The organism is Lysobacter sp. (genome assembly GCA_013141175.1).
Taxonomy (GTDB): Bacteria; Pseudomonadota; Gammaproteobacteria; order Xanthomonadales; family Xanthomonadaceae; genus Lysobacter_I.
In genome coordinates this window covers 1,554,239-1,570,776 of sequence record JABFRN010000001.1, presented here as the reverse complement: position 1 = coordinate 1,570,776, position 16,538 = coordinate 1,554,239, and the positions used below count along the sequence as shown (strand labels likewise).

Here is a 16,538-nt window from a genome sequence, read left to right as displayed (position 1 = left end):
TGCACAAGGACGACCGACCGGGACGATCACGCAATGGCCCGCAACCGCACATGGTCCGCAGATCCGGGACAGACCGCTCAGGCCGTCACAATGGGGACGCGCCGGGAAATGCGCAAGAAGCGCAGACCCAGCAGCACGGCGGCGACCGTCAGCCCGGCGATCAGGCCGATCCACATGCCCTTCGGCCCCTGCGCCGGCACCCATTCGCCCAGACCGAGCCCCAGCACCGCGCCCAGCGGCATGCCCACGCCCCAGTAAGCGAGGGCGGCGATCAGCATCGGCATCCGGGTGTCCTTCAGCCCGCGCAGGGCACCGATCGACAGCACCTGCACCCCGTCCGGAAACTGGAAGGCCGCCGCCATCAGCAGCAGCGACGAGGCCAGCGCGATCACCGCCGCGTCGCCGGTGTAGAACGCGGCGATGGTCTCGTTGCCGAGCAGCAGGGTCGTGCCGGTGATCAGCTGGGTGAGCAGGACCAGCACATAGCCTGCGAAGGCGGCGCGACGCAGGCCGTCGCGGTCGCCGCCTCCCACCGCGTAGCCGACCCGTACCGTGGTGGCCTCGGCGAGCGCCATCGGCACCATGAAGCAGAGGCTCGATACATTGATCGCGATCTGGTGCGCGGCGGCCGGTACCGCGCCCAGGCGCCCGATCACCAGCGCGGTGGCGACGAACAGCCCGCCTTCCATCAGCCAGGTGAAGCCGATCGGCAGCCCCAGTGCCAGCAGGCCACGGATCGGCGGCCAGTGCGGCGGGTCGTAGCGATCCAGCAGATGCAGGTCGCGGAAACGCCGAGCCCGCGCCAGATAGGCGATCAGCCCCAAGGCCTGCAGCCACATCACCAGCGCCGAGGCCAAGCCGAGTCCGCCCGCGCCCAGCGCCGGCAGACCGCCGAGGCCGAAGGTCAGGCCGTAACCGGTGGGGATCAACAGCAGCAGACCGCCGAAGCCCAGCAGCATGGTCGGAATGGTGTAGTGCAGGCCATCGCAGAGATAGCGCATGCACAGGAACAGTGCCAACGCCGGCACGCCCCAGCGGATGCCGTGGACGAACGCGGTCGCGCCGGGACGGATCTCCGGCGCGATGCCGAAGGCCTCCAGCGCCAGGGGGATGGCGCTGAGGAACGCGAACATCCCCAAACCCAGCAGCAGCGCCAGCCAGAGCGCCTGCCGGAACAGCGGCCCGATCTCGTCGCGGCGGCCGGCGCCATCGAGCTGCGAAACCGACGCCGGTACGGCGATCAACGTGCCCATCGGCACCAGCAAAGGCAGCCAGAACAGGGCCGTGCCCACCGACACGGCCGCGAGCGTGGTGGTGCCGTGGCGGCCGGCAATGAGCGCATCGACCAGCCCGATCAGCCCGGTCGAGACATGTCCGGCGATCAGCGGCGCGGCCAATCGCGCACTGGCGCGAAGCTCGTCGCTGAAACGCTGTGGCGGGGAATGGGAGGAAGTCATGCGCCTGCCGTGGAAAAAACCGGCGCGGGAGCCGGCGCACGGGCTGTTATCTTAACCGCGTCAGCCGCCGCGCCCCGGGGAGTGCATGACCGATCACGCCGCCACCGCCCCGCCCGCTGCCTGCGAGAACTGCGCGACTGCATTGATCGGCGGTTATTGCCATGTCTGCGGCCAGCGCGCGCACAGCCCGCTGCATCATTTCGGCCATGCGATCGAAGAAGTCTTCGAGTCGTTCTGGCATCTCGATGGGCGGATTTTCCGCACGCTGCGCGACCTGTTCGTACCCGGCCGTGTCGCCACCGGTTACCTGGCCGGGCATCGGGTGCGCTATGTCGCGCCGCTGCGCCTGTTCATCATTTTGAGCCTGATCACCTTCTTCGTCGGCAAACTGACCCTGCACATCGATTCCGAAGACGCATTCCAGATCGATACGCGGCCGGCCAAGAGCGGCATCGTCGTCGGCGACGTCCGGATCGACGAAAGCAATTTCAGGAACGCGAAAACCGTCGATGAGGTGATCGCGCTGCGCACGAAGTTCATGGGCGAGGTCGCTGCGGAAAACAGGAAGTCAGGGCCCGGCCCGGTGTTGTCGGCGCTGTACGATTTCGCGAAGCGGAAGATCGACGACAAGTCGCGCGCGCGCATGCTCGAGCTGGGCGCGACGCCTGAGCAGCTGCGCAGGCTCGATACGCCGTTCGACGCGGGCTTGGCACCGACTTCCGGAACGGCCGCAGCAGCGCCGCCTGAGCCGTCGTCCGCCCCCGCTGCAACCGTCGCGACGAGCGGTAGCCAGGATCTCGGCGTCGTGGAGCGCTGGTTCGTGCGCCGGATCGAAAAGATCCAGGAAAACGCCGATCTCGTGAAGAAAAACCCGGACGAACTGCTCAAGCGCTTCCTTGGCGCGGTGCCGGGCGCGTTGTTCGTGCTGATGCCGCTGTTCGCGCTGTGCCTGAAGCTGCTGTACATCGGCTCGGGGCGCAGCTATCTCGAGCATCTTGTGGTCGCGCTCTACAGCCATGCCTTCATGTTGGTCGGACTGCTGTTCGCATTCCTGCTGATCGGGGTGCGGGCGATTCCCGGTCAGCCGGCAGGGGTGGCGGGTTTTTCGGCCCTGACCGCATCGTTCACCCTGTTCCTGCTCGTGCCGCTGTACCTGCTGTGGATGCAGAAGCGGGTATACGCGCAAAACTGGCTCAAGACTCTAACCAAATACGCCACGCTGGGCCTGATCTATTCCTTCCTGCTGGGCATGGCGATCATGTATGCCGTCCTTGCGGGACTCAGCAGCTGAGGTATCCATGAGCGTCAAACGGGTGATCTACGAGGTCAATATCGAAGTCGACGCCGCCGCGCACGACGAATACCGCGTGTGGCTGCGCGATCACATCGCGGAGATGCTGGCCCTGCCGGGGTTCGTCGGCGCCAAGCTCTTCGAGGTGCTGGAGCCGCCGCCGAGCGCGGGCCGGGTGGGGCTGTGCATGCAATACGTACTGAAAGACCGTGCGGCGCTGGATGACTACCTGCGCGATCATGCCCCGCGCCTGCGCGCCGACGGCGTCGCCCGCTTCGGCGACCGCTTCCAGGCGACACGACGGGTGCTGCGCGGTACCCGCTGACGGGCGCCGCCACGCGCGGGTTCAGGCCAACAACGTGTTGATGACGTCAGGCCGGGGTATCAGGCCCGAGACATCAGGTCAGACCCACGCTCGACCAGAGCTTGTCCAGCCAGCGCGGCTTGCCGATCGCGATCGGGATCGTGCCGCGCGTGGTGCGCGGCGGCGCCTCGACGGGCTTGGCCGCGATCGCGGCGTCGCGCAACCGGGCGATGAATGCGACGCGCTCCGGCGGCAGGTGCTGCATCACGGAGCGGGCTTCGTCGTTCATCGCCAGCCAGGCCTCGCCGTCCAGCGTGCCGTCGGCGCGCTGCGGCAGCGCGCGCTGCAGGGCCTGTTTGTATTCGGCCGGTTCCACCCCGAACACTGTCGCCGCCTGGGTATCGTTGAGCCCGACCACCACCCGCAGCAGGATCACCGCACGGGTGCCGAAGTCCAGCCGTGCCAGTGGAGCGAAATCGCCGTGCCAGAACGGCGCCAGGGCTTCGGCATTGAGCGACGGGCTCTGCAGGAGGGTGGTCCAGAACAGCAGCGGCCATTCGTCCTGGGGGGTTGCCGGTGCACTGGCCGCGAAGGATTCGATGGCGCCGGTCAACGCCTGGTCGCCGTGCCCGGGATCGCCGCACTGCAGTTCGGCCAGCAGCGCCGCACGACGTTCCACCCCGCGCAGGAAGCTGGCGACGGCCGTGGTGGTGGCGGCGGCGGTGTCGAGCGTATTCAGGTAAGCCATGGGGCGATTAGAGCAGCTTGACGACGGGCTGGCATGATGCCTTGTGTCGCCGAATTTCCACTTGACAACCATCACGAAACCGGCTCCCCGAGGCGTGCCAAGGCCTGCAGCCGAGCGTCCGACCCGATCCGGTTGTGCACAGCGGTCATCGGGATGTCATTTATCCTCCCGGGCGCAGCAGCGGACACCGGGTTTTCTTATGTTTCACGGATAAACGATTGATCCGCATGGTATTTAATGAGGTGGCGCTTTTTTCGCCAGAACTCGCCGAACCCCTTCATTTACCGTACAAAATCCCTCGCGCACGGATTCATGCACAAACTTATCCACAGCTTGTGTGGATAATCCTGAATTCCCTTTGCGATCCGTCACTTGCAGGTCATTCATGTTTCGCTCGTCAGCTATGCGGCGCAAGTCGAGGCTCGGCTGCCGTCTGGCAGTTCCGGGGCCGACGCCACCGTAATCGCTAGACTGGGTGCATGTCCGCGTCCGATTCCGTGCTCCGCGTCGCCCTGCCGGTGCCGCTGCCGCGCCTGTTCGACTACCGCCCGCCGGCCGACGGCCCGGGCGGGGTCGGCTGCCGGGTGCGGGTGCCGTTCGGATCGCGCAGTCTGGTCGGGGTGGTCGTGGAGATCGGCCCGCCCGATCCCGGTCTGGCCGAGTTGCGCGAAGCCGAAGCGATGCTCGACCCGCAACCGCTGCTGCAGGGCGAGCTGCTGGCGTCGCTGCGCTGGCTGGCGCGCTACACCCACGCGCCGCTGGGCGAGGTACTGGCCACCGCGCTGCCCAGTGCCCTGCGTCGCGGCGAACCGCTCCCCGAGACCCATGCGTGGGCTTGGCGCCTCACCGAGGCCGGCGCGACCGCGCTTGCCCGTCTGCGCGGCCGGCCGAGGCAGTTGGCGGACCGGCTGCAGGCGGCAGCGCTGGACGAAGATCTGCTCGATGCCGAAGTCGACGACTGGCGGACGGCTGCCCGCGCCCTGTCCAGGCGCGAACTGGCCGAACGCGTGGCCGTGCCCGCCTCGCAGTGGGCGCCGACCCCGCAGCCGGGGCCGGCGCTCAACGCCGAACAGACCGAGGCATTGGCCGCGCTGCGCGCGCGTCCGGGTTTCGCCGCCGCGCTGCTCGATGGCGTCACCGGCAGCGGCAAGACCGAGGTCTATCTGCAGGCGATCGCCGACTGCCTCGCGCATGGCCGGCAGGCGCTGGTGCTGGTGCCGGAGATCGGCCTGACGCCGCAGGCGCTGGCGAGGTTCCGGAAGCGGCTCGGCGTGCCGATCCATGCGCTGCACTCCGGGCTGACCGACAGCGAGCGCGCCCGGGTCTGGGCCGCTGCCTGGCGCGGCGAGGCGCGGGTGATCGTCGGCACCCGCTCGGCGGTGTTCACACCGCTGCCCGAGGCCGGGCTGATCGTGATCGACGAGGAACACGACGGCAGCTACAAGCAGCAGGACGGTATCCGCTATCACGCCCGCGATTTCGCGCTGGTGCGCGGCAAGGCGCTGGACGTGCCGGTGATCCTCGGCAGCGCCACGCCGTCGCTGGAGACGCTGCACAACGCGCAGGCCGGTCGCTATGCGCATCTGCGCCTGCGCAAGCGCGCGGGCGACGCGCAGCCGCCCGCAGTGCGGGTGATCGACGTGCGCAAACGCCCGCTCGATGCCGGCTTGTCCTCGGACCTGCTCAAGGCGATGCGCGCCGCGCTGGATGCCGGCGGTCAGGTGCTGGTGTTCAAGAACCGCCGCGGCTACGCGCCGGTGCTGCTCTGCCACGACTGCGGCTGGAGCGCGCAGTGCAAGCGCTGCAGTACGCCGCTGCGCGCATCGCCGATGACCGTGCATGGCGGCGGCCGGCGCCTGCAGTGCCACCACTGCGGCGCGCGACAGACACCGCCACCGGCCTGCCCCGACTGCGCCAGCCTCGCGCTGCAGCCGCAGGGCGTGGGTACGGAGCGGCTGGAGGAACTGCTCGCGGAAAAATTCGCCGATGTCCCCGTGCTGCGCATCGACAGCGCCAGCACCCGGCGCAAGGACGCGCTGGAAAAACTCTTCGTCGAATTCGGCGCGCAGCCCGGGATCCTCGTCGGTACGCAGATGCTGGCGAAAGGCCACGATCTGCCGAATCTCACCCTGGTCGCGGTGGTCGGCATCGACGAAGGCCTGTTCTCGGCCGATTTCCGCGCCGGCGAAAAACTCGCGCAGTTGCTGATCCAGGTCGCCGGTCGCGCCGGTCGCGCCGACAAGCGCGGCGAGGTGCTGCTGCAGACGCATCATCCCGAACATCCGCTGCTGCAGACGCTGATCCACGGCGGCTATGCCGCTTTCGCCGAAACCGAGCTCGTGCAGCGCGAAGCCGCGTGCTTTCCGCCGTTCGCGCACATCGCGCTGCTGCGCGCCGAAGCCCAGCACGCCGACGCGCCGATACAGTTCCTGCAGGCCGCGAAAACGATGCTGATGCCATGGTGCGCGTCGAAACCCGTGCGCGGTGCGGCCCCGGCAGGCCTCACGCTCGATGGTCCCGTGCCCGCACCGATGCCGCGCCGCGCCGGCATGCACCGCGCGCAGCTGCTGTTGTCGTCGCCGACGCGTCGTGAATTGCATGCAGCGCTCGACGATGCGCAGTCGCTGCTGTTCGCTTTGCCGGAGGCCCGCAAAGTCCGATGGTCGCTGGACGTGGATCCGATCGATCTGAATTGATCGTGCTTGAATGGAGCGTGCTTCGCCCGATCAGCCCTCGCGCAACAGCGCCTTGATCTTTCCGCCGAGCGTCATCAGCTTCATCAAGGTCGTCGGTTCCAGCCGCAGCATTTCGTCGCCCCAGCCCGACAGCGCATTCATCAACGCCAGCGTTTCCTTCATCCGTGCGCGCGCTTCGGCGGGTTCGTTCGCGAACGCGTCTTCGGCAGCCAGCTCCTTCAGCATCGCGACAGTCGGATCGAACTCGCGCGCCTTGCGTTCGCGAACCACGGTGCGGAACAGCGTCCACACATCCTTGGAGGTCTCGAAATGATCGCGGCGGTCGGCGTGCAGATGCACGATGCGCACCAGATTGAAATTGATCAGCTCGCGCAGGCTGGTGCTGACATTGGAACGCGCGACCGCCAGGATCTCGGTGATCTCCTCGGCGTGCATCGGCCGCCCCGTGTAGAACAGCAGCGCATGGATCTGCGCCACGGTGCGGTTCACGCCCCAGCGCGAACCCATTTCGCCCCAGTGCAGGACGAAACGGCGGCTCAACGGCGACAGCGGATCGGAAGCGGATTGTGCGGACATGGTCGAGGCCATCGTTTCGGGCTTGCGGGCAGTCTGGTTTCGTCATATATTTCTGTCAAGACAGAAATCACAGACACGACAGTCAAACAACTGAGGAGAAGCGCATGGGCGCTCTCGATGGCGATCCCCGGAGGCCGGCGGCGGCATCCGTTCTGGTGCTTGGGGGCGCTGGCTTCATCGGCCGGCATGTGGTCGCGGCGCTCGTTGCCCGCGGCCGGTCCGTCATCGTCGGCACCCGCCATCCGCGGCGGCGTTCGCACGAGCATCCCGCCTGGGTCCATCGCGAAGTCCATCTCGACCGCCTGCTCGACGCCGCCGCTTGGGCCGACGCGCTGGGCGACTGCTCCGCCGTGGTGAACTGTGTCGGCATCCTGCGCGAACGCGGGCACGAAACCTATCGCCGCGTGCATCACCAGGCGCCCGCCGCGCTCGCTCAGGCCTGCGCAGCGCGTGGTGTGCGCTTGATCCATGTGTCCGCGCTCGGTCTCGATGCCGATGTCCGCAGCGGTTTCCTGCGCTCCAAGCGCGATGGCGAAGCCGCATTGCGAAACAGCGATGCCGATTGGCATCTCGTGCGGCCATCGCTGCTCGATGGCGAAGGCGGTTTCGGCGCGCGCTGGATCCGCCGCGTGGCGCGCTGGCCGGTGCACCCGTTGCCACGTGCCGCCAGCGGACGGATCGCGGTGCTGGATGTGCGCGATCTGGGTGAAGCCATCGCGCATCTTGCGCTGGACGACACGTCATCGCCGCATGAAGCGCTCGTCCGTGAGCACGATCTCGGCGGCCTGCAGGCGCTTACCCTCGCCGAACATCTCGCGGCGATGCGCGCGATGCATACGTCGCGTCCTGCGCTGCGCTTCGCGATTCCCGACACGCTCGCGCGCATCGCCGCCCACGTTTGCGATCTGTTCCACGTCACGCCGTTCTCGTACGGACACTGGGAACTGTTGCAGCGCGACAACTGCCCGCGCGACAACCGCCTGCCGTTTCTGCTCGGACGCGCGCCGCGCGTGGTGGGTGCGTCACCGATCATGCCGCCGCCGCTGCCTGTCGTTGCGACGACAGCATTGAGGCCTTGGCCATGACCGAAAGACCGCACATCGTCATCGTCGGCGGTGGATTCGCCGGCCTGTGGGCGGCGCGCGCGCTGGCCAGGGCGCCTGTCCGCATCACGCTGCTCGATCGTGGCAATCATCATCTGTTCCAGCCGCTGCTGTATCAGGTCGCGACCGCCGGCCTGTCGGCGCCGAACATCGCCGCACCGCTGCGACACATCCTGCGCAGACAGAAGAACGTCACGGTGCTGCTCGGCGAAGTCTCGAACATCTCGCCGGGCGAAAAACGCGTGCGACTCGGCGACGGCCGCATGCTCGACTACGATCATCTGCTGCTCGCCAGCGGCGCGACGCATGCCTATTTCGGCCACGACGACTGGGCGCCGCACGCGCCGGGATTGAAGACGCTTGACGATGCGCTGGAAATCCGTCGCCGCATCCTCACCGCGTTCGAGCGCGCCGAAGCCGAAGACGACGACGCCAAGCGTGCGGCGTGGCTGACGTTCGCGATCGTCGGCGGCGGGCCGACCGGCGTCGAACTCGCGGGCACGCTCGCGGAAATCGCGCGCCACACGCTGCACGGCGAATTCCGTCGCGCCGACCCGCGTCGTGCGCGCGTGCTGCTGCTCGAAGCCGGTCCACGCGTGCTGTCGAGTTTTCCGGAATCGCTGTCGGCGAAAGCGCGCAGCCAACTGGAACATCTGGGCGTGGAGATCCGCACCGGCGTGCCGGTTGCGCGGATCGACAGCGATGGCGTGCAACTCGGCGACGAGCGTATCGCCGCGCGCACCGTGTTGTGGGCTGCGGGCGTCGCCGCATCGCCGCTGGCGCGCGATCTCGGCGTGCCGCTGGATCGCGCCGGTCGGGTGATCGTCATGCCCGATCTCAGCGTGCCGGGACATCCCGACATTTTCGTTGCCGGCGATCTCGCATCGATACAGCACGAAGGCAAACCGGTGCCCGGCGTCGCGCCCGCCGCGAAGCAGATGGGACGTCACGTCGCGCACGCGATCCACGCACGCCTGCAGGGTCGCGCGACACCGTCGTTCCGCTATCGCGATTTCGGCAACCTTGCCACCATCGGTCGCATGGCGGCGGTGGTCGATGTGCATGGCCTGCGCCTGTCCGGGCTGCTCGCCTGGTGGTTCTGGCTGGCGGCGCACGTGTTCTTCCTGATCGGTTTCCGCAACCGCATGGTCGTGCTGATCGACTGGGCGCAAGCCTACTGGAGCTATCAGCGCAGCGCGCGGATCATTCTCGGCAAGGACCGCGCGCAGTAGCCGGCGCCCGTCATGGATCGGCACGCTCGATGCGGCAGGCATAGCAGCCGGGCAGCGCATAGTGCGCATGGAGGTAGGCGATGCGCTCGATCGCGAAGAGTCGCGCGATCGCAGCCTCGAGTTCCACGCCCGGCACCACTTCCGCCGAGCGCATCATGCCTTTGGCATCGTAGCCGCGCAGCGACAGCATGCGCCGTCGCAACAGTTCCGGAATCCCGTCGGCATCAGGCAGCGCCTGCGCCGCGTCTTCGCGCACATAGATCGGCCCGGATGCGCGGTAGGGCGTGTTCACGCGATGATGTTCGTAAGGCAGCAACAGCAGGCGTTCGCCTTCGACCGCATCCTGCAGACTGACGCGGCAGGGAAAGCCGCCGCTGGCGTCGGCAACGACGCGACGGATATCGCGGGCGCGCAGTGCGTCGTCGGAGAGTGCGAAAAGCGCATCGAAGGCGGCGCGCGGCAGCGCGTGGATCTGGAAATTCATGCAGGCACTCCATGGTCGGGAGTGCGCATCGTGGCGCGACGCGCTCGATCACGATATCCGGATCTTGCGCAATGCCGGTCAAGTCGAAAACGAGCGGTCAGCTTGCCTTCGGAGCGGGCTTTGCTTTCTCGGCTTTTGCTTTCTCGTCTTTTTTCTGCAGCGCGCGGATCGAGACGTGCTTCCCTTCCTCGCGCATTTCGAACAGGCCGATTTCCTTGATCAGGCCCTTGAGCTTGGCGTAGCCGTAATTGCGCGCATCGAAGGACGCGCGATTGGCGATGAAATGCCCGACCGCTGCGAGGTTCGACCAGCCATCGTCGTCGTCCTTGGTTCCTTCCACCGCGCCGCGCAGCAGATTGACCAGAGTGGTGTCGTTGCGCAGTTCGGTCGCGTTTTTCCGCTTCGGCGGCGCGGTCGGCATGGCGTCGGACGACGAGGGCTCTGCCTGTGCGCTTGCATCGATATACAGGAACGTCGAGCAGGCGTTGACGAATGGTTCCGGGGTCTTTTTCTCGCCGAAGCCGAAGACCCGCATGTTCTGCGCACGCATCCGCATCACCAGCGGCGTGAAATCCGCATCGCTCGAAACGATCGCGAAGGCATCGAAACGGTCGCTGTGCAGTAGGTCCATGGCATCGACCACCATCGCCATGTCCGAAGCATTCTTGCCGGTGCTGTAGGCGAACTGCTGGATCGGCTGGATCGCGTTGGGATGCAGCGCCTGCTCCCATTTCTGCAGTGTCTGGCTCTTCCAGTTGCCGTACGCGCGGCGCACGTTGGCGATACCGTGGCGGGCGAGTTCGGCCAGCACGACATCGATCTTCGCGGCCGGCGCATTGTCGGCGTCGATCAACAGTGCGATCCGCATCCGGTCGTCCATCGCGCTTTTCCTCGTTGCAATCGGACAAGCCTAGACCTGCCGGCATCGTCGTGTCCATCGCGAAAACGGCCCGGATGACCGGGCCGTCCGACATCGCCAATCCTCAGGGTGAGATCAATTCCAACCGTCTTCGAAATACGCGGTCGCAACGACGGTCTTGCTGGCGCCGCTCTGGTTGTCGATCACCGTGACACGCATGGTCTTGCTGCGGCCGACCCGGATCGAACGCAGGCACGCGCTGTCCCCGGTGGCGCAGACGCCGACCTGGCCTGTAGTCAGATCGGTCCAATAGAACGTGTAACTGCCCGCCGCCAGTCCGACGACTTCGAAAACCGCCTGGCTGGGATTGCTCGCGGTCCACGGCGTCCAGTAGCTGACGCACTCGTCGATGCTGGCGTAATCCCAGGCATTGGTGTCGACGTAACAGCTCAGCTGCACGTTGGAGACATCGCCGGCATGTGCGGGAGCGGCGGTTCCCAGCGACGCGAGTGCGAGCAGGGCGGCGGCGGACGTGGAGAACAGCGATGTCGATAACGATGTCTTGTGGCTCATGGGCTACCTCCGTTGTAGTCGTGGGATACACAAGCCCGCCTTCGATGGTGGGCATCCGCACTATGCGCTTCCGTGCGCGAGCGGATTGAGACTTCCTGCACAAACGAAAACGGCCCGGTTGCCCGGGCCGTTCGTACCTGCGTCCCCGGGGACCTGAATCAGGCCGCGAACAACGCCTTCATCTTCTTCAGCGCATTGGCTTCGATCTGGCGGATGCGCTCGGCGGAAACACCGTATTCGTCGGCCAGCTCCTGCAGCGTGATCTTGCTGTCGTCGTCCAGCCAGCGGCGCTTGACGATATCGCGCGAGCGGGCATCGAGCTTGGCCAGGCCGGCGCGCAGCAGACCGAGCTGGTCCGATTCGCTGTCGGCGCTTTCGTAGGTGTTTGCCGGGTCCTGGCCTTCGGCCATCAGATAGGCCACGGGTGCCGGCGGACCATGGTCCTCGTCGGCATCGTCCGGCGCATCGAAGCCGATGTCGCGGCCGGAGAGACGCGATTCCATCTCCAGCACTTCGCGTTCGGAGACGTTGAGGTCCTTGGCGACCGCGCGCACTTCCTCGGCGTTGAGCCAGCCCAGACGGGTCTTGCTGCGACGCAGGTTGAAGAACAGCTTGCGCTGGGCCTTGGTGGTCGCGACCTTCACGATGCGCCAGTTCTTGATGATGAACTCGTGCATCTCGGCGCGGATCCAATGCACCGCGAACGACACCAGGCGCACACCGACGTCGGGGTCGAAGCGCTTCACGGCCTTCATCAGGCCGATGTTGCCTTCCTGGATCAGGTCGGCCAGCTGCAGGCCGTAGCCGTTGTAGCCACGGGCGACATGGACGACGAAACGCAGGTGCGACAGCACCAGTTCGCGCGCGGCGTCGAGGTCGTCCTGGCCGTGGAAGCGGCGGGCGAGCGCCTGCTCGTCCTCGGCGGAGAGCACCGGAATCTGGTGGACCGCACCGACATAGGCTTCGAGCGAACCCAATGCGCTGGGAATCGGGAGGCTGTTCGGAATCAGGGCTGTGCTGGCAGTGGTCTGGTTCATAGGATTCGATCTTAGCAGTCGGTCGGTTGGAGTGCTAAACCCGGAAAAGGTTCCCAGTGTTCTGTTCATGGAACGAACAGCGGGGTTTGTGTCGGATGACGTTGCCTTTGTAAGGCTGGGGCAAAACCCGCTGCCGGGGGAGTTCCGAAGGTCACGAAATCCCGTGGGCCGTTCAGCGGCCGGTTCGGCAGTCTCGCAAGGCCAGATCCGCCAGTCCCGGGCCTTGAGCAGTGCTCGGAAGGTCACGGAAAGATTCCGAGGCCGTGTCATCGGCAGAGCGCCTTGCGAACCCTTCGACGACGGCAGGCCAACACCTGAAAGCGCAGCAGCGCCAATGATTTTTTAACACGATTGGATTGTTGCATGGGTTAACGTGCGGAAGGCTCATGGAGGAGGCGCCTCAGGTATGAATCCTGCTCACAGCATGCCGTTGGTGATCGCCAACGATGGTCGGGGCGAAACAGCCCTCGACGACGATTCGGTCTGGGCCGCGCTCGATGCGCATGGCGCCGTTCTGTTCCACGGCTTCGATCCGGGCGCCGAAGGTTTCTACCGGTTCGCGTCGCGCTTCAATCGCGCGTTCCTGACCTCTCCGTTCGGCGATCGCAAGAACGCGAGCGACCGCAACGAACTGCAGACCGTCACGCTGGGACAGGCGGGCCTGAGCCTGCACTTCGAATTCGGCAACAGTCCGCTGCGACCCGATCTGCTGTGGCTGTTTTGCCGTAAGCCGGCGGCCGAGGGGATGGGCGGCGAGACGCTGCTGTCCGATGGCGCAGCCGCTTTCGAAAAGCTCGATGCGCCGATACAGCGCAGCCTGCTTGAGCGGCGCATCAAGTACACCAACTTCGTGCCTCGCGATGCGTTCGAGGCGATCTTCACCGACAACAAGGCCGCCAAAGCGGTGGTGGGCGAAGACGTGCTGGCCGCGCTGCGCGCGGATTCCGATCTGGACATCACGGAGATGACCGACGAACGGGTCGTCTTCGAATTGACCGCGCCCGCTGTGCGCCGCAACGACGACGGCCAGATGCACATCTGCCAGAACATCCTCAGCGATGCCTACAAGCGGCCGTCGGACAAGGACGCGGAGAGTTCCTTCAGCACACTGGTGACCTGGGAGGACGGGACCGAGATCGACCCGCAGACCAAGGACGCGCTCAGGACCGTGGCCTTTTCGGTGACCCGGGGCATCAAGTGGCGGGCCGGCGATTTCGCGATGGTCGACAACAACCGCGTACTGCACGGCCGCAGGCCGACGAAGGATCCGGAGCGTGATCTGCTGATCCTGTGTTCCTACAGCACCCGCTACGGCATGCGCCGCTGACCCTGATCAGGTGCGCGTGCGCCGCTCAAGCCGAACCGCTCAGTTGGAAAGAGGCAGGCCGATCACCGCGACGGTGCCCGGCGCATCGGCGCGCGGGTGCAGCGCAAGGCTGCCGTTCTGGGCTTCCACGATCTGCCGGCACAGCGCCAAGCCGATCCCGGCGCCGCCGGGCTTGGTGGTGAAGAACGGCACGAACAGGTTCTCGCTCGCCGGCAGGCCATGCCCGCCATCGACGATTTCGATCGTGGCCTGATGGTCCGAACGCGTCCATTGCAGCAGCACCGGTCCATCGCCGCCGGCTTCCAGTGCATTGCGCAGCAGGTTGATCAGGACATGCTCCAACTGGTCGACGTCGGCGAGCAGGTCCAGATCCTCGCCCGGCACGATGACAATCCGCGGGTCGTTGAGCAGCAGGCCGACGCGTTCGCACAGCGGCGCCAAAGCGGTCGGGTGCAGTTGCGGCGGTGGCAGCTTCGCCAACTGCGCGTAGCCGCCGATGAAACGCTGCAGCGCCGCGCTGCGCTGTTCGATCAGGCCCAGGCCGTGGCGCAGGTCCGCATCCAGCTCGGTGCCAGGACGGGCGTCCCGGGCCGACAGCATGCGCTGCAGCGTATCGGCCATCGAGGCGATCGGTGCCATCGAGTTGTTGATTTCGTGGCTGAGCACGCGCAGCAGGCGCCGGAACGCCTGCGCTTCCTCGTCGCGGAGTGCGCGCTCCATCGGCTGTACCAGCAGCAGGCGGCCGGCCTGGCCCCGGCTGCGCAGCACCGCATGGGTGATCTGCCAGCGCCCCGGTTGGGCGCAGAAGGTGCAGGCATGGATGGTGCCCGAGGCCAGCTGGAACAGCGGCATCAAATCCAGCTCGGCGGCGTCGCGGCCCAGCACGTCCTGTCCGGAGCGTCCGAGCAGGCGCTCGCCCGCCGGATTCACCAGGCGCAGCCGTTGCCCTTCGTCGAACGCGAACACCGCTCCGTCCAGCGCGGCCAGGGTCTTGCTCAGGAGCTGCAGGCTTTCATGCAGGTCGCGCCGTTCGTCCTGGACGCGCGCGGCCAGTTCGTTGAAGCTGCGCACGATCTCGTGGAAGTCGTCGCGGCGCTCCGGCAGCGTGCCGCGCACGCCGTAATCGCCTTCGCGCAGCGCGTCCAGCAGACTGCCGATGCTGCGGAGATGGCTCGGCCGCCCGGTGAGGATGCGCCAGGCCATTCCGGTCAGCACCAGTACCAGCGCGAGCAACAGCGCGCCCTCGAACGGGCCGGGGATGCCCATCAGCAACACTAGCGCCAGTGCGACCAGGGACGGCACTGCGACCCAGAGCACGCGCGGGTCCCGCTCAGTCGGCGTCATCGCCGCGCAGACCGTGTTTTTCCAGACGCCGATAGAGGCTCTGGCGGGTGATGCCGAGCTGGTCCGCAGCGCGCTGCAGATTGCCCTGATGCTGCTCCAGAGCGGCGCGCAGCAGCATGGCCTCGGCTTCATCCAGGCGCATCCGCTCCAGTTGCGGTCGCTCGTGGGCCGGCATCGGCGCTGCAGCGTGCAGGCGCAGGTCTGCAGCGCTCAGCCGCCCCTCGCCGCCCAGCAGTGCGGCCCGTTCCATGGCGTGCGCCAGTTCGCGCACGTTGCCGGGCCAGGCGTAGCCCAACAGGGCCTGTTCGACCTCATTGCCGAGCGTCGGCAGCGGCCTCCGGTAACGGCGGCACGCCAGCGCCAGATAGTGGTGGGCCAGCGGCAGGATGTCGTCGCGGCGCTCCACCAACGGCGGCACCCGAGCCTGGAAGGTGTTGAGCCGGTACAGCAGGTCGCGACGGAACCTCCCGGCCGCGACTTCCGCGTCCAGGTCGGCGTTGGTCGCGGCGATGATGCGGACATCCACGCGCCGGGTGCGCGAACTGCCCAGACGCTCGAACTCGCCGTCCTCGATCGCGCGCAGCAGCTTGGGTTGCTGCTCAGACGGCAGGTTGCCGATCTCGTCGAGGAACAGCGTGCCGCCATCGGCCAGCTCGAAGCGTCCCGCGCGATCCTGTCGCGCATCGGTGTAGGCGCCGCGCACATGGCCGAACAGTTCGGCCTCGAACAGCGTCGGCGTCAAGCCGCCGATATCGACCCGAACGAACGCTTTGTCGCGACGCGAGGATCCCCGGTGCAGGCGCTGCGCGATCAGGCTCTTGCCGGTGCCGTTCTCGCCGAGCAGCAGCACGCTGGCGTCGCTGTCGGTGACCCGCGCCAGGTCGTCCATCAGTCGCCGCATGGCCGCCGATTCGGCGATGAAGCCGGCATCGGTACCGTCCAGCAGATCCTGCGCCAGGCTGTGGCGTTCGCCGCTACGGCGGCGCTCGGCGGGGATGCGCATCTCCAGCACGCCGAGCACGCGTGCGTTCTGCCATGGCTTCTCGATGAAATCGGTGGCGCCGACGCGCATGGCCTCGACCGCCAGTTCGATATTGGCCCACGCGGTCATCGCGATCACCGGCAGCGTCGGACGCAACGCGTTGATGCGCGCGATCAGCGCAAGACCTTCCGCGCCGGAAGTGGTGTCGCGGCTGTAGTTCATGTCGACCAGCGCCGCCGCGTAATGTTCGCGCTCCAACAGGGCCAGCGCTTCCTCGGGCGACGACGCGCCGGTCATGGTGTAGTCGGCGAACTTCAGCAGCATCTGCAGCGCTTCGCGCACGTCGGACTGATCGTCGACGACGAGGATGCGGGCGGACGCGTTGCGTTGCTGATCGGGCATGCCGAAGTCTAAGCCACATGGCGCAACCCCGGCCACGGCACGCGCATGGCGACGCGGATCGAGTCGGCGTTGTCGCGGGACAGGGAGACGTGGCCCGCGAATGGATCACGCACCGGATTCGCT

Annotated in this window: 16 protein-coding genes; 6 read left to right on the top strand and 10 right to left on the bottom strand. The window is 66.9% G+C overall.

The features are described from left to right. Positions 1 to 77 precede the first annotated feature (77 nt). On the bottom strand, positions 78 to 1,457 hold the full coding sequence (locus HOP03_07015; GenBank protein ID NOT87914.1) for an MATE family efflux transporter: 1,380 nt from the start codon (positions 1,455 to 1,457) through the stop codon (positions 78 to 80). An 85-nt stretch (positions 1,458 to 1,542) separates the two neighbouring features. Between HOP03_07015 and HOP03_07010 the strand changes: the two genes are divergently transcribed. After that, entirely contained in the window at positions 1,543 to 2,748 is a 1,206-nt protein-coding gene (locus HOP03_07010; protein ID NOT87913.1) for a DUF3667 domain-containing protein, read from the top strand. 7 nt (positions 2,749 to 2,755) lie between these two features. Beyond that, positions 2,756 to 3,073 carry a DUF4286 family protein gene (locus HOP03_07005; protein NOT87912.1) on the top strand — a complete coding sequence of 106 codons (318 nt, stop codon included), beginning with the start codon at positions 2,756 to 2,758 and terminating at the stop codon, positions 3,071 to 3,073. Between the two features lie 73 nt (positions 3,074 to 3,146). Here HOP03_07005 and HOP03_07000 read toward each other — a convergent pair whose 3' ends face one another. Both HOP03_07000 and HOP03_06995 read right to left on the bottom strand, forming a co-directional pair. After that, positions 3,147 to 3,800 carry a hypothetical protein gene (locus HOP03_07000; GenBank protein NOT87911.1) on the bottom strand — a complete coding sequence of 218 codons (654 nt, stop codon included), beginning with the start codon at positions 3,798 to 3,800 and terminating at the stop codon, positions 3,147 to 3,149. Positions 3,801 to 4,034: 234 nt separating this feature from the next. After that, positions 4,035 to 4,187 (bottom strand): hypothetical protein, encoded by a 153-nt coding sequence (locus HOP03_06995; GenBank protein NOT87910.1) that lies wholly within the window; start codon positions 4,185 to 4,187, stop codon positions 4,035 to 4,037. A 92-nt stretch (positions 4,188 to 4,279) separates the two neighbouring features. Here HOP03_06995 and HOP03_06990 point away from each other — a divergent pair, with 92 nt between their 5' ends. Continuing rightward, a complete protein-coding gene (locus HOP03_06990; GenBank protein ID NOT87909.1) occupies positions 4,280 to 6,496 on the top strand; it encodes a primosomal protein N' in 2,217 nt (738 codons plus the stop codon). Positions 6,497 to 6,526: 30 nt separating this feature from the next. Here the strand turns inward: HOP03_06990 and HOP03_06985 are convergent, their stop codons facing one another. Beyond that, positions 6,527 to 7,072 carry a MarR family transcriptional regulator gene (locus HOP03_06985; GenBank protein ID NOT87908.1) on the bottom strand — a complete coding sequence of 182 codons (546 nt, stop codon included), beginning with the start codon at positions 7,070 to 7,072 and terminating at the stop codon, positions 6,527 to 6,529. Between the two features lie 104 nt (positions 7,073 to 7,176). Between HOP03_06985 and HOP03_06980 the strand changes: the two genes are divergently transcribed. Together HOP03_06980 and HOP03_06975 are read left to right on the top strand one after the other, a co-directional pair. Then, the gene (locus tag HOP03_06980) at positions 7,177 to 8,157 is read left to right on the top strand and encodes an NAD(P)H-binding protein (GenBank protein NOT87907.1); all 981 of its coding nucleotides are present in this window, start codon (positions 7,177 to 7,179) and stop codon (positions 8,155 to 8,157) included. After that, positions 8,154 to 9,407, top strand: a complete 1,254-nt coding sequence (locus HOP03_06975; protein ID NOT87906.1) for an NAD(P)/FAD-dependent oxidoreductase — start codon at positions 8,154 to 8,156, stop codon at positions 9,405 to 9,407. The genes HOP03_06980 and HOP03_06975 overlap by 4 nt, the downstream gene beginning before the upstream one ends. 10 nt (positions 9,408 to 9,417) lie before the next feature. Here HOP03_06975 and HOP03_06970 read toward each other — a convergent pair whose 3' ends face one another. The 4 genes from HOP03_06970 to rpoH form a co-directional block, all read right to left on the bottom strand. Continuing rightward, entirely contained in the window at positions 9,418 to 9,891 is a 474-nt protein-coding gene (locus HOP03_06970; protein ID NOT87905.1) for a DUF1203 domain-containing protein, read from the bottom strand. A gap of 97 nt (positions 9,892 to 9,988) precedes the next feature. Next, positions 9,989 to 10,771, bottom strand: coding sequence for an NYN domain-containing protein (locus HOP03_06965; GenBank protein NOT87904.1), 783 nt, complete (start codon positions 10,769 to 10,771; stop codon positions 9,989 to 9,991). A 114-nt stretch (positions 10,772 to 10,885) separates the two neighbouring features. Then, a complete protein-coding gene (locus HOP03_06960; GenBank protein NOT87903.1) occupies positions 10,886 to 11,323 on the bottom strand; it encodes a hypothetical protein in 438 nt (145 codons plus the stop codon). Positions 11,324 to 11,481: 158 nt separating this feature from the next. After that, positions 11,482 to 12,360 carry an RNA polymerase sigma factor RpoH gene (rpoH, locus tag HOP03_06955; protein ID NOT87902.1) on the bottom strand — a complete coding sequence of 293 codons (879 nt, stop codon included), beginning with the start codon at positions 12,358 to 12,360 and terminating at the stop codon, positions 11,482 to 11,484. Positions 12,361 to 12,766: 406 nt separating this feature from the next. On the opposite strand from rpoH, the gene HOP03_06950 reads away from it, so the two are divergent. Beyond that, positions 12,767 to 13,687, top strand: a complete 921-nt coding sequence (locus HOP03_06950; protein ID NOT87901.1) for a hypothetical protein — start codon at positions 12,767 to 12,769, stop codon at positions 13,685 to 13,687. Between the two features lie 39 nt (positions 13,688 to 13,726). On the opposite strand, the gene HOP03_06945 is transcribed toward HOP03_06950, so the two are convergent. Continuing rightward, positions 13,727 to 15,031 (bottom strand): ATP-binding protein, encoded by a 1,305-nt coding sequence (locus HOP03_06945; GenBank protein ID NOT87900.1) that lies wholly within the window; start codon positions 15,029 to 15,031, stop codon positions 13,727 to 13,729. Then, entirely contained in the window at positions 15,018 to 16,415 is a 1,398-nt protein-coding gene (locus tag HOP03_06940) for a sigma-54-dependent Fis family transcriptional regulator (GenBank protein ID NOT87899.1), read from the bottom strand. The genes HOP03_06945 and HOP03_06940 overlap by 14 nt, the downstream gene beginning before the upstream one ends. Positions 16,416 to 16,538: the final 123 nt, after the last annotated feature.